Source organism: Streptococcus oralis, from assembly GCF_023109315.1.
Taxonomy (GTDB): Bacteria; Bacillota; Bacilli; order Lactobacillales; family Streptococcaceae; genus Streptococcus; species Streptococcus oralis_BS.
Genome location: NZ_JALDUF010000003.1, coordinates 55,845 through 76,126 on the forward strand (window position 1 = coordinate 55,845; position 20,282 = coordinate 76,126).

A 20,282-nucleotide genomic window follows, 5' to 3' on the forward strand; every position below is an offset into this window, starting at 1 on the left:
AAATTTTTAACAGCACAATCTCATACTAAAAGGGAGAAAGTATGACCATAGAATGGGAAGAATTTTTAGATCCTTACATTCAGGCTGTTGGTGAATTGAAGATAAAACTTCGAGGAATTCGCAAACAGTATCGTAAGCAAAACAAGCATTCTCCGATTGAGTTTGTTACTGGACGTGTGAAGCCGATTGAAAGTATCAAAGAAAAGATGGCTCGTCGAGGAATTACTTATGCAAATCTAGAACATGATCTGCAAGATATTGCTGGTTTACGTGTCATGGTTCAGTTTGTTGATGACGTTAAAGAAGTAGTTGAGATTCTACGTAAACGCCAAGATATGAGAATCGTTCAGGAACGAGACTATATCACTCATCGTAAGGCTTCAGGTTATCGTTCTTATCACGTGGTTGTCGAGTACACGGTTGATACGATCAACGGAGCTAAGACGATTTTGGCGGAAATTCAAATACGGACTTTGGCCATGAATTTCTGGGCTACGATTGAACACTCGCTCAATTATAAATATCAGGGCGATTTTCCAGAAGAAATCAGGAAAAGACTGGAAATCACTGCCAAAATTGCTCATCAGCTAGATGAAGAAATGGGTAAGATTCGAGATGACATCCAGGAAGCGCAGGCTCTCTTTGATCCATTGAGCAGAAAATTAAACGATGGTGTAGGAAATAGTGACGATACAGATGAAGAATACAGGTAAACGAGTTGACCTCATAGCAAATAGAAAACCTCAGAGTCAGAAGGTTTTGCATGAACTGAGGGAAAAACTAAAGAAACAACATTTTATACTGAACGATACCAATCCCGACATCGTTATTTCTATTGGTGGCGACGGGATGCTTTTGTCTGCTTTTCATAAGTACGAGAACCAGTTAGACAAGGTTCGATTTGTAGGTGTACATACAGGACACTTGGGATTTTACACGGATTATCGTGACTTCGAGTTGGACCAGTTGGTTGCCAATCTCCAACTGGATTCTGGAGCCAAGGTTTCTTATCCAGTCCTGAATGTTAAGGTAACGCTTGAAAATGGAGAAGTGAAAATCTTCCGTGCTCTAAATGAAGCGAGCATCCGTCGGTCAGACCGCACCATGGTTGCAGATATCATCATTAACCACGTTCCATTCGAGCGCTTTCGTGGAGATGGAGTGACTGTTTCAACGCCGACGGGAAGTACTGCCTACAACAAGTCCTTGGGTGGAGCTGTCTTGCATCCGACTATTGAAGCCTTGCAGTTGACGGAGATAGCGAGTCTTAACAACCGAGTCTATCGCACTTTGGGATCATCGATCATTATTCCCAAAAAAGATAAGATTGAACTCTTACCGACACGCAATGATTACCATACGATATCAGTCGATAACAGCGTCTATTCATTCCGTAATATCGAACGGATTGAGTATCAAATCGACCATCACAAGATTCACTTCGTAGCGACACCAAGCCACACTAGTTTCTGGAATCGTGTTAAAGATGCCTTCATCGGCGAGGTGGATGAATGAGGTTCGAATTTACCGCAGATGAGCACGTCAAAGTCAAAACTTTCCTCAAGAAACATGAGGTTTCTAAGGGACTTTTGGCTAAGATTAAGTTTCGAGGCGGGGCTATTTTGGTCAATGACCAACCTCAAAATGCGACTTATCTCTTAGATATTGGAGACAGGGTGACTATTGACATTCCAGCAGAGGAAGGCTTTGAAACGTTGGAAGCAATTGAGCGTCCACTGGATATTCTCTATGAGGATGACCATTTTCTGGTTTTGAATAAGCCTTATGGAGTGGCTTCCATCCCCAGTGTCAATCACTCCAATACCATTGCCAATTTTATCAAGGGCTACTATGTCAAGCAAAACTATGAAAACCAGCAAGTTCACATCGTGACTAGGCTTGATAGAGATACATCTGGTTTGATGCTTTTTGCCAAGCACGGCTACGCTCATGCACGTTTAGACAAGCAACTGCAGCGAAAGTCTATAGAGAAACGCTACTTTGCTTTGGTTAAAGGAGCTGGTGTTTTGGAGCCTGAAGGGGAGATTATTGCCCCGATTGCGCGTGATGTGGACTCCATTATCACAAGACGAGTTGCCAAGGGTGGGAAATACGCCCATACATCATATAAAGTTGTAGCTTCTTACGAAAATATTCACTTGGTCGATATTCAACTGCATACTGGACGAACTCATCAGATCCGAGTGCATTTTTCTCATATTGGTTTTCCTTTGTTGGGAGACGATCTCTATGGAGGCAGCCTAGACGATGGGATTCAACGCCAGGCCTTGCATTGTCATTATTTATCTTTTTATCATCCCTTTCTAGAGCACGATTTGCAGCTAGAAAGCCCCTTACCGGATGATTTCAGCAATCTTATTACTCAGTTATCAACTAATACTCTTTAAAAACTATTTGGAGTATAATTTATTTTCTTAAAGGAGAAAACTCATGGAAGTTTTTGAAAATCTCAAAGCCAACCTAGTTGGCAAAAATGCTCGTATTGTTCTCCCTGAAGGGGAAGAACCTCGTATTCTTCAGGCAACAAAACGCTTGGTAAAAGAAACAGAAGTTGTTCCTGTTTTGCTTGGGAACCCAGAAAAAATTAAAATTTATCTCGAAATCGAAGGGATCATGGATGGTTATGAAGTGATTGATCCCCAACATTATCCTCAATTCGAAGAAATGGTTGCTGCCTTAGTAGAGCGTCGTAAGGGTAAAATGACTGAAGAAGAAGCGCGCAAAGTTTTGGTTGAAGATGTCAACTACTTTGGTGTTATGTTGGTATACTTGGGCTTGGTTGACGGTATGGTATCTGGTGCGATTCACTCAACTGCCTCAACAGTTCGCCCAGCCCTACAAATCATTAAAACTCGTCCAAACGTTACTCGTACGTCAGGTGCCTTCCTCATGGTTCGTGGTACGGAACGTTACCTATTTGGTGACTGTGCCATTAATATCAATCCAGATGCAGAAGCCTTGGCTGAAATTGCGATCAATTCAGCAATCACAGCTAAAATGTTTGGCATCGAACCTAAAATTGCAATGTTGAGCTACTCTACTAAAGGCTCAGGTTTTGGTGATAGTGTTGATAAAGTTGTTGAAGCAACAAAAATTGCACACGATTTGCGTCCTGACCTTGAAATCGATGGAGAATTGCAATTTGATGCGGCCTTCCACCCTGAAACTGCAGCATTGAAAGCTCCAGGAAGTAACGTTGCTGGGCAAGCAACTGTCTTTATCTTCCCTGGTATCGAAGCGGGGAATATTGGCTATAAGATTGCAGAACGTCTTGGTGGCTTCGCGGCTGTAGGTCCTGTATTGCAAGGTTTGAATAAACCAGTAAACGACCTTTCTCGTGGATGTAATGCAGATGATGTGTACAAGTTGACCCTTATCACAGCAGCTCAAGCAGTTCATCAATAAAAAATAGTCCTCTTTCCTTTGGGAAGAGGCTTTTTAGCGCTAAGAAAAGGACAGTTAGAAGCTTCTATGTTATACTAGATATATGTTAGATTTGAAAGAATACGGTATCGTCATGTGGCCAGAGGAGAAGATCGTTTCTTTTCGTGAAAAACTCCTCAACTGGTATGATGAAAACAAGCGAGATTTACCTTGGCGGAGAAGTAAAAATCCTTATCACATCTGGGTATCTGAAATCATGCTCCAGCAGACCAGAGTGGATACAGTTATTCCATACTACGAACGATTCTTGGACTGGTTTTCAACAGTAGAAAGTTTGGCGAATGCCCCTGAAGAGCGTTTGTTGAAGGCTTGGGAGGGATTAGGCTATTATTCTCGAGTGCGCAATATGCAGGCTGCAGCCCAGCAGATTATGGCTGACTTTGGGGGGCAATTCCCAAACACTTATGAAGGAATTTCTAGCCTGAAAGGAATTGGCCCTTACACGGCAGGAGCCATATCCAGTATCGCTTTTAATTTGCCTGAGCCAGCGGTTGATGGCAATGTCATGCGGGTTTTGGCACGCTTATTTGAGGTTAATCATGATATCGGAGTTCCCAGCAATCGAAAGATTTTCCAAGCCATGATGGAAATATTGATTGACCCGAAACGACCGGGTGACTTTAACCAAGCTCTGATGGATTTAGGCTCTGACATAGAGGCTCCAGTTAACCCTCGACCAGAAGAAAGCCCTGTTAAGGACTTTAGCGCAGCCTATCAGAACGGAACTATGGATGTATATCCGATTAAAGAACCCAAGAAAAAGCCCCTGCCAATTTATCTCAAGGCTTTAGTTGTACGCAATGACCGTGGTCAATATCTACTTGAGAAAAACGAAAGCGAGAAACTACTAGCTGGTTTTTGGCATTTCCCACTGATTGAAGTTGATGATTTCTCTAGCGATGATAATCAACTAGACCTCTTTTCACAAGTCAAAGAGGAAAGCAGAGCTTTTGGACCAAGTCCCCAAGAAAACTTTGAGCAGGATTATGATTTAGAAGTGAATTGGTCCCAGCAAGTATTTGACCAGGTCAAGCATGTATTTAGTCATCGGAAATGGCATATTCAAATCCTAGCAGGTCAAGTGACGGAAACAAAACAGTTTTCTGACAGAGAAATTCGCTGGGTTTCTCCTCAGGAGTTTTCTGATTATCCACTTGCTAAACCTCAACAAAAGATTTGGCAGGCTTATAAAACAGCTCTTGAGGATGAAGACTTACAGTAGCCATTTGTGCCTTCTTTGTATTTTTTTGTTATAATAGATAGAGAAAAGGTGATAAAATGAAAAAAATATTAATTGTAGATGATGAGAAACCAATCTCGGATATTATTAAGTTTAATATGACCAAGGAAGGTTATGAAGTTGTTACAGCCTTCAATGGTCGTGAAGCAATTGAGCTATTTGAAGCAGAGCAACCAGATATTATTATTCTAGACTTGATGCTCCCTGAAATTGATGGTTTAGAAGTTGCTAAAGCTATTCGTAAGACTAGCAGTGTGCCGATTATCATGCTCTCAGCTAAGGATAGCGAGTTTGACAAGGTTATCGGTTTGGAGTTAGGTGCAGATGATTATGTTACAAAACCTTTCTCAAATCGTGAGTTGCAAGCACGTGTCAAGGCTCTGCTTCGTCGTACAGATCTTGCTTCAGTAGATAGCCAAGAATCTGATGAGAAGAAGACGCAGCCTTTACAAATCGGTGATTTGGAAATCGTTCCAGATGCTTACGTGGCTAAGAAATACGGTGAGGAGTTAGATTTGACCCACCGTGAGTTTGAACTCTTGTATCACTTGGCATCTCATATTGGACAAGTGATTACGCGTGAACATCTGCTTGAGACTGTTTGGGGGTATGACTATTTTGGCGATGTTCGTACAGTGGACGTGACTATCCGACGCTTGCGTGAAAAAATTGAAGACACACCAAGCCGTCCAGAGTATATCCTCACACGTCGTGGTGTTGGCTACTATATGAAAAATAATGATTGAAGATATTAGACAAACTATTCTGACCAGTGATTTTATCTTTATCCTGATTTTACTTGGCTTTATCCTAGTGGTGACCTTGCTCTTGCTGGAAAACCGTCGGGATAACATCCGGTTAAAAGAGATAAATCAGAAGGTCAAGGATTTAATTGCAGGTGATTATTCTCAAGTTTTGGACTTGCAAGGTAGTACAGAGATCACCAACATCACCAATAACTTGAATGATTTGTCAGAAGTTATTCGTTTGACCCAAGAAAATCTGGAACAAGAGAGTAAAAGGTTGCATAGTATTCTTTCTTACATGACAGATGGCGTTCTTGCGACCAATCGCCGTGGCCAGATCACTATGATCAATGATATGGCAAAGAAACAGCTCGGTGTGCAGAAAGAAGATGTTCTGAATAAAAGCATCCTCGAATTGCTTAAGATAGAAGATGAGTATGAGCTGCGTGATTTGATTACACAGATTCCTGAGTTAACGATTGATTCTCAGGATGCTAATGGTGAATATTTGAGCCTTCGTGTACGTTTTGCCCTTGTCCGCCGCGAGTCTGGGTTCATCTCTGGTTTGGTTGCCGTTTTGCATGATACGACCGAGCAGGAGAAGGAAGAGCGTGAGCGGAGACTCTTTGTTTCGAACGTCAGTCATGAGTTGCGTACTCCTTTGACCAGTGTTAAATCTTATCTCGAAGCTTTAGACGAGGGAGCCCTGTATGATCCTGTTGCTCCTGATTTTATCAAGGTTTCACTCGATGAAACCAACCGTATGATGCGGATGGTGACAGATCTCTTGCATCTTTCTCGTATTGATAATGCGACCACTCAGTTGGATGTGGAGTTGATTAACTTTACAGCCTTCATCACCTTTATCCTCAACCGTTTCGATAAGATGAGGAGCCAGGATGAAGAGAAAAAGTATGAGTTGGTTCGAGATTACCCAATCAATTCAGTTTGGATCGAGATTGATACGGATAAGATGACCCAGGTGATTGATAATATTCTTAACAATGCCATCAAGTACTCACCAGATGGTGGGAAGATTACGGTCAGCATGAAAACTACGGATGACCAGATGATTTTATCAATTTCTGACCAGGGTCTTGGGATTCCAAAACAAGATTTACCTAGGATTTTTGACCGCTTCTACCGTGTGGATCGCGCAAGAAGTCGTGCTCAAGGTGGAACTGGGCTAGGTCTAGCCATCGCCAAAGAAATCATCAAACAACACAATGGCTTTATTTGGGCCAAAAGTGAATACGGTAAGGGCTCAACCTTTACCATCGTGCTCCCTTATGATAAGGATGCCGTGAAAGAAGAAGTCTGGGAGGATGAAGTAGAAGACTAGAATGAATGAAATAGGCTTTAAATACAGTATTTTAGCATCAGGTTCCAGTGGAAATTCCTTTTATCTGGAAACGCCAAAAAAGAAAATTTTAGTGGATGCAGGCTTGTCTGGTAAGAAAATTACCAGTCTTTTGAGTGAAATCAACCGCAAGCCTGAAGATTTGGATGCGATTTTGATTACTCATGAACACTCGGATCATATCCATGGAGTGGGTGTCCTAGCTCGTAAATATGGCATGGACCTTTATGCCAATGAAAAAACCTGGCAGGCTATGGAAAATAGCAAGTACCTCGGTAAAGTGGATTCATCGCAGAAGCACATTTTTGAAATGGGAAAAATCAAAACCTTTGGCGATATTGATATTGAGAGTTTTGGGGTTAGCCATGATGCGGTAGCACCCCAGTTTTACCGCTTTATGAAAGACAACAAGAGCTTTGTCATACTAACCGATACAGGTTATGTCAGTGACCGTATGGCAGGAATTGTCGAGAATGCGGACGGTTATCTCATTGAGTCCAACCACGATGTAGAGATTTTGCGAGCAGGATCTTACGCTTGGCGTCTCAAACAGCGAATCTTATCGGATCTCGGTCACCTCTCTAACGAGGATGGTGCTGAGGCCATGATTCGTGCAATGGGAAATCGAACCAAGAAAATCTACCTCGGGCATTTGTCAAAAGAGAACAATATCAAGGAGCTGGCTCATATGACCATGGTCAACCAGCTAGCGCAAGCTGATCTGGGAGTCGGAGTTGACTTTAAGGTTTACGACACTTCCCCAGATACAGCAACACCACTGACAGATATATAAAAAGAAGGCGAGAGCCTTCTTTTTTATATCTTTTACAATCCAACAAATTCTTTGATTTCTTGTGCGGACATTGAAGAGTCGCAACGGACCTTGATTTGTCCATCTGCAATGTGAACAAAGCCTGGTACGGTTGGAATTCCATAGCGTGAGCGGAATTCTTGCAATTCATTGAGTTGGCTTGGTTCTTCACTGTTGATAAAGTAGATGTGCGCTTTGGTTTCAGCTACGACACCAGCCAAAGTGACAGCAAATTTACGGCAGTAAGGGCAAGTTTTACGACCGATGAAGAAAGTCGCAGTTTCTTTATTATCAAGTGCTTCTTGAGCACGGGCAACAGTAGTCACTTCAAGGTCTTTAATATCTTCTAAAAACTGATTCATAAGAATACCTCTCTTTTTTTGATAAAACTAGTATGCCACAAAGTTCCTAAAATTGCTTAGATTTGATACGAAAAAAAGATGAGATTGGTTGGTCTCATCTTTTATAGTTTCCTATTTCACAAACGCATTGATTTCCGTTTCGATGTTAGCAATCTTAGCTTGTGAATCTTCGTTACTTTCACCCACAACGGCGATGTAGAACTTGATTTTTGGTTCAGTACCTGAAGGGCGGACAGCAATCCATGAACCGTCAGCAAGTGTGTATTTTAAGACGTCGCTTGGAGGAGTAGTCAAAGTTGTCACAGTACCATCTGTAGCAGTAGAAGTTTGTGCTTTGAAGTCTTCTACAACAGTGATAGCTGTTGCGTTCCATTCTTTTGGAGCATTGTTACGGAATTTAGCCATGATGGCTTTGATTTGTTCTGCACCATCGACACCAGAAAGGGTAACAGAGATGGTCTTTTCAGCGTAGTAGCCGTATTCTTTGTAGATTTCTTCGATACCATCAGCAAGTGTCAAACCACGTGAACGGTAGTAGGCAGCAAGTTCAGCAACGACAAGAACAGCTTGGATAGCGTCTTTATCACGCACGAATGGTTTAATCAAGTAACCGAAGCTTTCTTCAAATCCCATCATATAAGTGTGATTGTGTTTTTCTTCGAATTCTTGGATTTTTTCAGCGATAAATTTGAAACCTGTCAACACGTTGAACATAGTTGCGCCGTAGCTTTCAGCAATCTTGGTTACCAAGTCAGTTGATACGATAGACTTGCAGAGAGCAGCATTTTCAGGAAGAGTTCCAGCACTCTTATGAGCTTCCAAGATGTATTTAGCCATGATAGCACCGATTTGGTTACCTGAAAGGTTGAGGTAGCTCCCATCTTTTTGAAGCACTTCAACACCAACACGGTCAGCATCAGGGTCAGTCGCCACAAGAACATCAGCACCAACTTGACGGCCGAGTTCTTCAGCAAGGGCGAAGGCCGCTTGATTTTCGGGATTTGGAGATTTAACAGTTGAGAAGTCTGGGTCTGGAGTTGCTTGTGCTTCAACAACTTGAACAGAGTCAAATCCTGCTTGAGCAAGAGCACGACGAGCCAACATTTCACCAGTACCATGAAGTGGTGTGTAGACAATCTTCATGTCTTTACCAAATTCTTCGATCAAGGCCGGGTTGATGTTAACATCTTTGACTTCTTTAAGGTATTCTACATCGACAGCTTCACCGATGACTTCAATCAAGCCAGAAGCTTTTTCAGCTTCTACATCAGCAACTTCAACAGCGAATGGATTTTCGATTGCACGGATGTAAGTTGTCAAAGCATCCGCGTCGTGTGGAGGCATTTGTCCACCATCTTCTCCATAAACCTTGTAACCGTTAAATGGAGCAGGGTTATGGCTGGCAGTAATCATGATACCTGCAAAACAGTTGAGGTGACGAACAGCGAATGAGAGTTCTGGAGTTGGACGGAGGCTTTCAAATACGTAAGATTTGATACCGTGTTTAGCAAGAACTGCAGCAGATTCAAAGGCAAACTCAGGTGAGAAGTGACGGCTATCGTAGGCAATTGCCACACCACGTTCTTTTTCATTTCCACCTTTTGACTCAATCAAACGAGCCAATCCTTCAGTTGCTTGACGAACAACATAGATGTTGATGCGGTTTGTACCTGCACCGATCAAGCCGCGCATACCTGCAGTACCAAATTCAAGATTGGTGTAGAAAGCATCTTCTTTTGTTTTTTCGTCCATGTTTTCTAAATCTTGACGAAGATAGTCGGGAAGGCCGGCAAAATCGACCCATTTTTGATAATTTTCTTGGTAAGTCATAGAGCATCTCCTTTGTTTATTTACTTTAATCGCTTTCATTATATCACGATTTGATATTTTAGTAAAACGTTAGCATAACTTAAAATGTAGGAAATTTACTTTTATTTCATTGTAGAAGAATAGCCCAATACGCTTTCTAATGAAAAAGAAGATGAATAATTTAGGTTTACGACTCGAACTTTTTTCATTGCAATTGTGCAAAAGAGAAAAAGATAGTAAAATGGATGTATGATTATTTTACAAGCTAATAAAATTGAACGATCTTTTGCTGGAGAGGTTCTTTTTGATAATATCAATCTGCAAGTTGATGAACGAGACCGAATTGCTCTTGTTGGGAGAAATGGAGCAGGTAAGTCCACTCTTTTGAAGATTTTGGTTGGAGAAGAGGAGCCAACCAGTGGAGAAATCAATAAGAAAAAAGATATCTCTCTGTCTTACCTAGCCCAAGATAGCCGTTTTAAGTCTGAAAATACCATCTATGATGAAATGCTTCACGTCTTTGATGACTTGTGTCGGACAGAGACACAACTGCGTCAGATGGAGTTGGAGATGGGTGAAAAGTCTGGTGAAGATTTGGATAAATTGATGGCAGATTATGATCGTTTATCAGAGAATTTTCGACAGGCTGGTGGCTTTACCTACGAAGCTGATATTCGAGCGATTTTGAATGGTTTCAAGTTTGATGAATCTATGTGGCAGATGAAAATTGCCGAGCTTTCAGGTGGTCAAAATACTCGTCTAGCACTGGCTAAAATGCTCCTTGAAAAACCAAATCTTTTGGTCTTGGATGAGCCAACCAACCACTTGGATATCGAAACCATTGCCTGGCTAGAGAATTACTTGGTGAACTATAGCGGTGCGCTCATTATTGTCAGCCACGACCGTTACTTTTTGGACAAGGTTGCGACGGTTACACTCGATTTGACCAAGCATTCTTTAGATCGCTATGTGGGCAATTATTCTCGTTTTGTCGAATTAAAGGAGCAAAAGCTAGTTACTGAGGCAAAAAACTATGAAAAGCAACAGAAGGAAATCGCGGCTCTAGAAGACTTTGTCAATCGCAATCTAGTCCGAGCTTCAACGACCAAACGTGCTCAATCTCGCCGTAAACAACTGGAAAAAATGGATCGCTTAGACAAGCCTGAAGCTGGCAAGAAATCAGCCAATATGACCTTCCAGTCTGAAAAAACGTCGGGAAATGTTGTTTTGACTGTTGAAAATGCGGCTATTGGCTATGATGGGGAAATATTGTCAGAACCTATCAACCTTGACCTTCGTAAGATGAATGCTGTTGCGATTGTCGGACCAAATGGTATTGGCAAATCAACCTTTATCAAGTCTATCGTGGACCAGATTCCTTTTATAAAAGGAGAGAAGCATTTTGGTGCCAATGTTGAGGTTGGCTACTATGATCAGACTCAAAGTAAGCTAACATCAAGTAATACTGTTCTGGATGAACTCTGGAATGATTTTAAACTGACTCCAGAAGTTGAGATCCGCAACCGCCTTGGTGCCTTCCTTTTCTCAGGAGATGATGTTAAAAAGTCAGTCGGGATGCTGTCAGGTGGCGAGAAAGCTCGTTTGCTTCTTGCAAAACTTTCAATGGAAAACAATAACTTCCTGATTCTTGACGAACCGACCAACCACTTGGACATTGATAGCAAGGAAGTTTTGGAAAATGCCCTGATTGACTTCGATGGAACCCTTCTTTTCGTCAGCCATGACCGTTATTTTATCAACCGTGTCGCCACTCATGTTTTGGAATTGTCTGAGAATGGTTCGACCCTCTATCTAGGAGATTATGACTACTATGTTGAGAAGAAAGCAGAAGTAGAAGCGAGCCAGACAGAAGAAGTTTCAACTAGTAATCAAGCAAAAGAAGCAAGCCCAGTTAATGACTACCAAGCTCAGAAAGAAAGTCAGAAAGAGATTCGCAAACTCATGCGACAAATCGAAAGTCTAGAGGCTGAAATCGAAAAGTTAGAAACTCAAAGTCAAGCCATTTCTGAACAAATGCTGGAAACCAACGATGCCGAAAAGCTCATGGAATTGCAGGCTGAACTGGACAAAATCAGCCATCGTCAAGAAGAAGCTATGCTAGAGTGGGAAGAGTTGTCGGAGCAGGTGTAAGAAATGGAACATCTTGGAAAGGTATTTCGTGAATTTCGAACAAGTGGAAAGTATTCCTTAAAAGAGGCGGCAGGTGAATCATGTTCAATCTCTCAATTATCTCGCTTCGAGCTTGGGGAGTCTGATCTAGCAGTTTCTCGTTTCTTTGAGATACTGGATAATATTCATGTGACTATTGAAAATTTCATGGACAAGGCTAGGGATTTTCAAAATCATGAACATGTTGCCTTGATGGCACAGATTATTCCGCTTTACTACTCGAATGATATTGCTGGTTTTCAACAGCTTCAAAAGGAACAGCTTGAGAAAGCAAAGAGTTCGACTAATCCCCTCTATTTTGAGCTGAATTGGATTCTGCTACAAGGACTGATTTGTCAAAGAGATGCTTATTACACGATGAGGCAGAGTGATTTGGAAAAGGTAGCAGATTATCTTTTTCAAACAGAAGAGTGGACTATGTATGAGTTGATTCTTTTCGGAAATCTCTATACTTTCTACAATGTGGACTATGTGGCTCGGATTGGCAGAGAAGTCATGGAGCGAGAAGACTACTACAAAGAAATTGGTCGGCATCGAAAACTTGTTTTGATTTTAGCTCTTAACTGTTACCAGCATTGTTTGGAAAACCGTTCCTTTGCGGATGCGGAATATTTTGAGGGCTATGTGGAGAAGTTGATTGGAAATGGTATCAAGCTTTATGAGCGCAATATCTTCCATTATCTCAAAGGTTTCGCCCTCTACCAGAGAGACTTGAAAGAAGAGGGTTGTAGTCAGATCCAGGAGGCTATGCATATTTTTGATGTGCTTGGACTTCCAGAGCAAGTGGCTTACTATCAGGAACATTATGAGAAATTTGTAAATGCTTAAATTTCCCAAATAAGGGAAAAATAAAGAGACTCCTTTCAGTTTTGATACAATAGTTTCAAAATTTGAGAGGAGTTTTTATATGAATCGACATGCAGTACAGTTGATTAGTCGTGGGGCTATTAATAAGATAGGGAATATGCTCTATGACTATGGAAATAGTGTTTGGTTGGCATCAATGGGGACGATAGGACAGACTGTTCTTGGGATTTATCAAATTTCTGAGTTGGTTACATCGATTCTAGTCAATCCCTTTGGCGGAGTGATTTCAGACCGCTTTTCGCGTCGCAAAATTTTGATGACGACAGACTTGGTTTGTGGTATTCTCTGTTTAGCTATTTCTTTCATCAGAAATGATAGCTTGATGATTGCTGCTCTGATCTTCGCAAATATTGTTCAGGCGGTTGCCTTTGCATTTTCTCGTACAGCCAATAAAGCTATTATAACTGAGGTTGTAGAGCAAGACGAGATTGTGACCTATAATGCTCGCTTAGAGCTCGTTTTGCAGGTTGTAGGCGTTAGCTCCCCTGTACTTTCTTTCATCGTTTTACAATTTGCCAGTCTCCATATGACGCTCGTTTTAGATGCCATTAGTTTTTTCATCGCATTTACATTAGTAGCTTTTCTCCCCAAAAAAGAGACTCAGGAACAAGAGAAAAAGACTTTCAGCTGGAAAAATATTTTTACTGATATGAAAGAAGGACTTGGCTATATCTGGCGCCAGCAAGAGATCTTTTTCCTTTTGTTAGTAGCTTCCAGTGTTAATTTCTTTTTTGCAGCTTTTGAATTTCTCCTCCCCTTTTCAAATCGGCTTTACGGGGCAGAAGGAGCTTATGCAAGTATTTTGACTATGGGGGCAATTGGTTCGATTATCGGAGCTCTTCTAGCTAGTAAAATAAAGGCAAGTGTTTATAATCTTTTGATTCTATTGGTTTTGACTGGAGTTGGAGTTTTTGTGATGGGGTTACCACTGCCAACTTTTCTTTCCTTTTCTGGAAATTTAGTCTGTGAACTGTTTATGACGATTTTTAATATTCACTTTTTTACTCAGGTTCAAACCAAGGTTGAAAGTGAATATTTGGGTAGAGTATTAAGTACAATTTTTACTTTAGCCATTCTATTTATGCCGATTGCAAAAGGCTTTATGACGGTGCTGCCAAGCGTACATCTCTCTTCTTTCCTGATAATCGGAAGTGGAGTTGTTATCCTGTCTTGTCTATCCCTTATTTATGTACGAAGTCATTTTGAAAAAGAGTCCTAATTTCTATTTTTTTAGAAAATATTTCACTACGAACCATTTTTCAGCCCTTCTCTATTGTGAGGAGGGCTTCATTTGTGGTAAAATAATATTATGAATGAAAGAATGAATGAGTTAGTTGCCTTACTCAATCGCTATGCAACCGAGTACTATACAAGTGATAACCCCTCGGTTTCAGATAGCGAGTATGATCGCCTCTACCGAGAGTTAGTCGAGTTGGAAGCTGCCTATCCAGATCAAGTTTTAGCGGACAGTCCGACCCATCGTGTTGGTGGTAAGGTTTTAGACGGTTTTGAAAAATACAGTCATCAGTATCCTCTTTATAGTTTGCAGGATGCTTTTTCACGTGAAGAGTTAGAAGCTTTTGATGCGCGTGTTCGAAAGGAATTACCCCAACCGACCTATATCTGTGAATTGAAAATCGATGGTTTGTCTATATCGCTTACGTATGAAAAGGGGATTTTGGTTGTTGGTGCCACACGTGGGGATGGTTCTGTTGGTGAAAATATCACCGAAAATCTCAAGCGCGTCAAGGACATTCCTTTGACCTTGCCAGAAGAACTTGATATCACTGTCCGTGGAGAGTGTTACATGCCACGCACTTCATTTGATCAAGTCAACCAAGCTCGCCAAGAAAATGGAGAGCCTGAATTTGCTAATCCTCGTAACGCAGCTGCAGGAACCCTCCGTCAGTTGGATACCGCAGTAGTGGCCAAGCGTAATCTTGCGACTTTCCTCTATCAAGAAGTAAGCCCTTCTACTCGTGATAGCCAAGAAAAGGTCTTGAAGCATCTTGAACAGCTTGGATTTGTGGTTAATTCTAAGCGAATTCTGGCTGAAAGCATGGATGAGATATGGAATTTCATCCAAGAAGTTGGACAAGAACGGGATAATTTACCTTATGACATTGATGGAGTGGTAATCAAGGTCAATGACCTTGCAGGTCAAGAAGAGCTTGGCTTTACCGTTAAAGCGCCCAAGTGGGCAGTTGCCTATAAATTTCCTGCTGAAGAAAAAGAAGCCCAACTCCTTTCAGTTGATTGGACAGTTGGCCGTACTGGAGTTGTCACGCCAACTGCCAATCTGACACCAGTTCAGCTTGCTGGGACAACCGTCAGTCGTGCAACTCTCCACAACGTAGATTATATTGCTGAAAAGGATATCCGCAAAGATGATACGGTTATCGTTTATAAGGCTGGAGACATCATTCCTGCTGTTTTGCGTGTGGTAGAGTCCAAGCGTGTTTCTGAAGAAAAACTAGATATTCCGACTAACTGTCCAAGCTGTGACTGTCAGTTACTTCATTTTGAAGATGAGGTTGCTCTACGTTGTATCAATCCTCGCTGCCCTGCCCAAATCATGGAAGGTTTGATTCACTTTGCCTCTCGAGATGCCATGAATATTACAGGACTTGGTCCATCTATCGTTGAAAAGCTTTTTGCTGCCAATTTAGTCAAAGATGTGGCGGATATCTACCGTTTGAAAGAAGAAGATTTCCTCCTTTTAGAAGGCGTCAAGGAAAAGTCTGCTTCTAAACTGTATCAGGCCATTCAAGCATCCAAGGAAAACTCTGCTGAAAAGCTTTTATTCGGTTTGGGAATTCGCCATGTCGGAAGCAAGGCTAGCCAACTCTTGCTCCAACACTTTCACTCTATTGAAAATCTAGCCCAAGCAGACCCAGAGGAAGTAGCAAGTATCGAGAGCTTGGGTAGTGTGATTGCTCAAAGCCTTCAGACTTATTTTGCTACAGAAGGATCGAAGATTCTCCTAGACGAGTTGAAAGAAGCTGGAGTTAATCTGGACTACAAAGGACAGACACTAGTAGCGGATGCGGTCTTGTCAGGTTTGACCGTTGTATTAACTGGAAAATTGGAACGTCTCACACGTTCTGAAGCCAAAAATAAACTCGAAAGTCTTGGTGCCAAAGTCACAGGCAGTGTATCTAAGAAAACGAATCTTGTCGTAGCAGGAGCAGATGCAGGAAGCAAGCTCCAAAAAGCACAAGAACTTGGTATCGAAGTTCGAGATGAAGCTTGGCTAGAAAGTTTGTAAAGAATAGTTGAAAACTAGATGTTAGATAGTCTGAAACTATCTCTCCTGATGTATTTTTATATCTATTAAGGCTATTCTCTATTGTGCTGAAATTCCCGCTAAATTCTTCAGCACCACATAAAAAAATTGAAATTAGGAATTAGGAATTAGGAAAAGAAATGTATAGATACCCAGTAGTCATCCATTTTCACCGAAAAAATGGAGATTATGATGCCTGTTCATTCAGTAGAAAACAGGCAGATATTAAAGAAAATTTGTATTATGAAAATGACTATTTTGGAGCCAAATTCTCCTTTACCGTCATAAGTGCAGAAAGGCTCGATACTCTGACCTTTTCTGTCGAAATAGATGGAAAGGCAAAAGACTATCTCCTACGGTTTAACCATTATCCACTGTTGACTGAGGTTTGGATCTTAGATGGTGATGAGACAGTTTATTATTCTGAAAATCCAGCTATTGCAAGTCCTTTCTATAAAGATCAAAACCCTTTTGCTTTTGATAAAGCCTTTCACAGTGAAAGTTTTGATCATCATTGGGGATACCAAGGAGAGTTGGGGTATAATATCTCAGACTACCAGACAAGCTTTAAACTTTGGGCTCCTACAGCTACAGCGGTTCAAGTGGTTGTCTATGAAAATACCAGCAACGATGCGCCGGTTTGGAAAACCTTTAATCTAGAGCGTGGGAATAGCTATTCATACAGTCATAAGTACAATACTATTGGTCTTTGGAGTGTAGATCTAGATGAAAATCTTGCAGGTAAAGCTTATCAGTACCAGGTTGAGTTTCCGCACCACCAGACTTTGACACGAGATCCTTATACAACTGCAACAAGTCCTGATGGAAAACGTTCCGTCATTCTCTCTCAGCAAGATAGACAGGTAGAAGGATTCGAAGTTAAACATGGGACAGATGCTCCTTGGCGTTTGGAAAATCCATGTAAAGCAGTTATCTGTGAAATGCATATTCGTGATTTTACAAAATCACCGACATCTGGAGTTCCAGAAAACCTTCGAGGGACCTTCCTTGGGGCTGCCCAGACTGGAACGGTTAACCAGTATGGTCAAACAACTGCCTTTGACTATATCAAAGCGCTCGGTTGTAATTATGTTCAACTTCAACCAATCTTTGATCGCCATAAGGAATATGATGAGGATGGAAATGTAACCTATAACTGGGGTTATGACCCTCAAAACTACAACGCACCAGAAACAAGTTTCTCTAGTAATCCAGATGATCCTGGACAGGTTATTCGAGATCTCAAAACCATGATTCAGGCTTATCATGATGCAGGAATCGGTGTCATTATGGATGTCGTTTACAACCATACCTTCTCAACGGTTGATGCTCCTTTTCAAACAACTGTTCCTGATTATTACTATCGTATGAATCCAGATGGAACCTTCCAAAACGGCACAGGAGTAGGAAATGAAACCGCGAGTGAACACGAAATGTTCCGCAAGTATATGATTGACTCACTCCTTTATTGGGTGAAAGAATACAATATTGACGGTTTCCGTTTTGACTTGATGGGAATTCACGATGTTAAAACCATGCAGGCAATTCGTTGGGCACTTGATGAAGTTGATCCACGTATTCTCACTTATGGAGAAGGTTGGGATATGGGGACAGGTCTTGCACCTTATGATAAGGCCAAGAAGGACAACGCCTATCAGATGCCAAATATTGGATTCTTCAATGATGATCAGCGAGATGCCATCAAAGGAGGAGAAGTTTATGGTTCAATCAAGGCAGGGTTTGTTAGTGGTGCAGCTACAGAACCAATCGTAGCCAAAGCTATTCTTGGTAGTCGAGAGTTGGGCTCATATCTTAGCCCAAACCAAGTCCTTAACTATGTGGAGGCCCATGATAATTACAACTTGCATGATTTATTGGTGACCCTTCATCCAAATCACAGTTCAGATAAGATTATGCGCCAGGTTGAGACAGCAACAGCGATGAGCATTCTCATGCAAGGGATGTCCTTTATAGAGTTGGGGCAAGAATTTGGCCGCACTAAACTCCTTGCTACTGGTGAAAACGGGGAGCTGACTGCGGCAGATAGAGAACGGGCTATGAACAGCTACAATGCTCCAGATAGTGTCAACCAGGTCAACTGGGATTTAATCAATGAGAGAAAAGAGAGCATTGACTTTATCCGTCAGATTATTCGCCTAAAAACACAGACCAGTGCCTTCTCCTATCCTACATACGAAGAAGTCTATCGCCATGTCTTCGTCCATACAGCTGCTGAAAATAGTGGGTGGATTGTTTACGAAATTCACGGTGGACCAGAGCACTTATTGGTAGTCTTTAATGCGAAAGGGACTTCCTTCTACTTTGAGAATGCAGGAAATCTTGAAATGCTGGTGTCTAATAGTCGTTCTAAAGAATCAAATGTGATTGATGATACCAGTGTCGTAGTCTTAAAAGTACTCTCGTAAATTAATGTTCTGAAAAGGTTTAGATTCACTAGACCTTTTTTGATTTTTATTGAAAAACCAATATCTAATAGGAATAAAATTCAAATAATTTGAAGAATCAAGTTTGTGAAAAAAATATCAATATTTTCACAAAAAGGGTTGTAATTTTCTGAAAATTTGATAAAATAAGTTTTAATCATTTTCAGGAGGACGAGAATTTGACAAGATATCAGAATTTAGTAAATGGAGAATGGAAATCATCTGAAAAGGAAATTACGATTTATTCACCAATCAATCAAGAAAAATTAGGTACAGTACCCGCTATGAGCCAGTCTGAAGTAGATGAGGCTATGAAAGCTGCGCGTGCAGCTCTCCCAGCATGGCGTGATTTAGCACCAGTTGAGCGTGCAGCCTATTTGCATAAGACAGCAGATATTTTAGAACGTGATAAAGAAAAAATTGGTACAATTCTTGCCAAAGAGGTTGCAAAAGGGATTAAAGCAGCCATTGGAGAAGTAGTACGTACAGCAGATTTGATTCGTTTTGCTGCTGAAGAAGGTCTCCGTATTACTGGACAAGCAATGGAAGGTGGCGGTTTTGAAGCTGCAAGTAAGAACAAACTAGCCGTTGTTCGTCGTGAGCCAGTTGGAGTTGTCTTAGCTATCGCGCCATTTAACTACCCAGTCAATCTTTCTGGATCTAAGATTGCTCCGGCTCTGATTGCAGGAAATGTCGTTATGTTTAAGCCACCAACGCAAGGATCTATTTCTGGTCTCTTGCTGGCTAAAGCATTTGACGAAGCCGGAATCCCAGCAGGTGTCTTCAATACCATCACTGGACGAGGTTCTGAAATTGGGGATTATATCATTGAACACAAGGAAGTCAACTTCATTAACTTTACAGGATCAACACCGATTGGGGAGCGTATCGGTCGTTTAGCTGGTATGCGCCCAATTATGCTGGAGCTTGGCGGGAAAGATGCAGCAATCGTTTTAGAAGATGCAGATTTAGAGAATGCAGCCAATCAAATCGTAGGTGGTGCATTTAGCTACTCTGGTCAGCGTTGTACCGCTATTAAACGTGTCTTAGTTGTAGAAAGCGTAGCAGACAAGTTAGCCGAATTGCTCCAGGCCAAAGTCGCTAAGCTAACAGTCGGTGATCCATTTGACAATGCTGATATCACACCTGTTATTGATAATGCTTCAGCTGATTTCATCTGGGGATTGATCGAAGATGCACAAGAAAAAGGTGCTAAGGCTCTTACACCAATCAAGCGTGAAGGCAATCTTCTCTGGCCAGTGCTTTTTGACCAAGTTACAAGAGATATGAAAGTAGCCTGGGAAGAACCGTTTGGACCTGTTCTCCCAATTATCCGTGTCGCAGATGCGAATGAAGCAGTAGCAATTGCCAATGAATCTGAGTTTGGTCTTCAATCCTCTGTCTTTACAAATGACTTTAAGAAGGCATTTGAAATCGCTGAGAAACTTGAAGTGGGAACCGTTCATATTAATAATAAAACACAACGTGGACCAGATAATTTCCCATTCCTTGGTGTAAAAGGTTCTGGTGCAGGAGTGCAAGGAATTAAATATAGTATCGAAGCGATGACAAATGTTAAATCCATTGTTTTTGATGTGAAATAATCTATAAAATCAGGAAATCTTTTTCCTGGTTTTATTTTTTTCAAAAAAATTACTTAAAAATTGAGAAAAAACGAATATTTTGGTATTATAATAAAAAA

The 20,282-nt window shown here is 41.3% G+C and carries 16 protein-coding genes; 14 read left to right on the forward strand and 2 right to left on the reverse strand.

The window, feature by feature from the left end; translation table 11 throughout:
* Positions 1-41 precede the first annotated feature (41 nt).
* The 8 genes from M1F74_RS04870 (at position 42) to M1F74_RS04905 (ending at position 7,604) form a co-directional block, all read left to right on the forward strand.
* The gene (locus M1F74_RS04870) at positions 42-713 is read left to right on the forward strand and encodes a GTP pyrophosphokinase (protein WP_125840830.1); all 672 of its coding nucleotides are present in this window, start codon (positions 42-44) and stop codon (positions 711-713) included.
* Positions 697-1,515: an NAD kinase gene (locus tag M1F74_RS04875; protein ID WP_247946468.1), complete on the forward strand. Its 819-nt coding sequence runs from the start codon at positions 697-699 to the stop codon at positions 1,513-1,515. Before M1F74_RS04870 ends, M1F74_RS04875 begins: the two co-directional genes overlap by 17 nt.
* Entirely contained in the window at positions 1,512-2,408 is an 897-nt protein-coding gene (locus M1F74_RS04880) for an RluA family pseudouridine synthase (RefSeq protein ID WP_247946469.1), read from the forward strand. Before M1F74_RS04875 ends, M1F74_RS04880 begins: the two co-directional genes overlap by 4 nt.
* Positions 2,409-2,451: 43 nt before the next feature.
* Entirely contained in the window at positions 2,452-3,426 is a 975-nt protein-coding gene (gene pta / locus M1F74_RS04885; protein WP_000451563.1) for a phosphate acetyltransferase, read from the forward strand.
* A gap of 82 nt (positions 3,427-3,508) precedes the next feature.
* Positions 3,509-4,687, forward strand: a complete 1,179-nt coding sequence (gene mutY, locus M1F74_RS04890) for an A/G-specific adenine glycosylase (RefSeq protein ID WP_247946470.1) — start codon at positions 3,509-3,511, stop codon at positions 4,685-4,687.
* Positions 4,688-4,743: 56 nt separating this feature from the next.
* On the forward strand, positions 4,744-5,451 hold the full coding sequence (yycF, locus tag M1F74_RS04895) for a response regulator YycF (RefSeq protein WP_000722062.1): 708 nt from the start codon (positions 4,744-4,746) through the stop codon (positions 5,449-5,451).
* Positions 5,444-6,793, forward strand: coding sequence for a cell wall metabolism sensor histidine kinase VicK (gene vicK, locus M1F74_RS04900; RefSeq protein ID WP_247946471.1), 1,350 nt, complete (start codon positions 5,444-5,446; stop codon positions 6,791-6,793). Before yycF ends, vicK begins: the two co-directional genes overlap by 8 nt.
* 1 nt (position 6,794) lies before the next feature.
* Positions 6,795-7,604, forward strand: coding sequence for an MBL fold metallo-hydrolase (locus tag M1F74_RS04905; protein WP_247946472.1), 810 nt, complete (start codon positions 6,795-6,797; stop codon positions 7,602-7,604).
* Positions 7,605-7,636: 32 nt separating this feature from the next.
* On the opposite strand, the gene M1F74_RS04910 is transcribed toward M1F74_RS04905, so the two are convergent.
* Together M1F74_RS04910 and M1F74_RS04915 are read right to left on the reverse strand one after the other, a co-directional pair.
* Positions 7,637-7,984 (reverse strand): GxGYxYP domain-containing protein, encoded by a 348-nt coding sequence (locus M1F74_RS04910; RefSeq protein ID WP_247946473.1) that lies wholly within the window; start codon positions 7,982-7,984, stop codon positions 7,637-7,639.
* A gap of 111 nt (positions 7,985-8,095) precedes the next feature.
* Positions 8,096-9,814, reverse strand: a complete 1,719-nt coding sequence (locus M1F74_RS04915) for a phospho-sugar mutase (protein WP_247946474.1) — start codon at positions 9,812-9,814, stop codon at positions 8,096-8,098.
* A 228-nt stretch (positions 9,815-10,042) separates the two neighbouring features.
* Here M1F74_RS04915 and M1F74_RS04920 point away from each other — a divergent pair, with 228 nt between their 5' ends.
* The 6 genes from M1F74_RS04920 (at position 10,043) to M1F74_RS04945 (ending at position 20,184) form a co-directional block, all read left to right on the forward strand.
* Positions 10,043-11,944, forward strand: coding sequence for an ABC-F family ATP-binding cassette domain-containing protein (locus tag M1F74_RS04920; protein WP_247946475.1), 1,902 nt, complete (start codon positions 10,043-10,045; stop codon positions 11,942-11,944).
* Positions 11,945-11,947: 3 nt separating this feature from the next.
* Positions 11,948-12,811 (forward strand): MutR family transcriptional regulator, encoded by an 864-nt coding sequence (locus M1F74_RS04925; RefSeq protein WP_247946476.1) that lies wholly within the window; start codon positions 11,948-11,950, stop codon positions 12,809-12,811.
* Positions 12,812-12,890: 79 nt separating this feature from the next.
* A complete protein-coding gene (locus M1F74_RS04930) occupies positions 12,891-14,069 on the forward strand; it encodes an MFS transporter (RefSeq protein ID WP_247946477.1) in 1,179 nt (392 codons plus the stop codon).
* 90 nt (positions 14,070-14,159) lie between these two features.
* A complete protein-coding gene (gene ligA, locus M1F74_RS04935) occupies positions 14,160-16,118 on the forward strand; it encodes an NAD-dependent DNA ligase LigA (RefSeq protein WP_247946478.1) in 1,959 nt (652 codons plus the stop codon).
* Between the two features lie 158 nt (positions 16,119-16,276).
* Positions 16,277-18,562 (forward strand): type I pullulanase, encoded by a 2,286-nt coding sequence (pulA, locus tag M1F74_RS04940; RefSeq protein ID WP_247946479.1) that lies wholly within the window; start codon positions 16,277-16,279, stop codon positions 18,560-18,562.
* A 197-nt stretch (positions 18,563-18,759) separates the two neighbouring features.
* Entirely contained in the window at positions 18,760-20,184 is a 1,425-nt protein-coding gene (locus tag M1F74_RS04945; RefSeq protein WP_000199365.1) for an NADP-dependent glyceraldehyde-3-phosphate dehydrogenase, read from the forward strand.
* Positions 20,185-20,282: the final 98 nt, after the last annotated feature.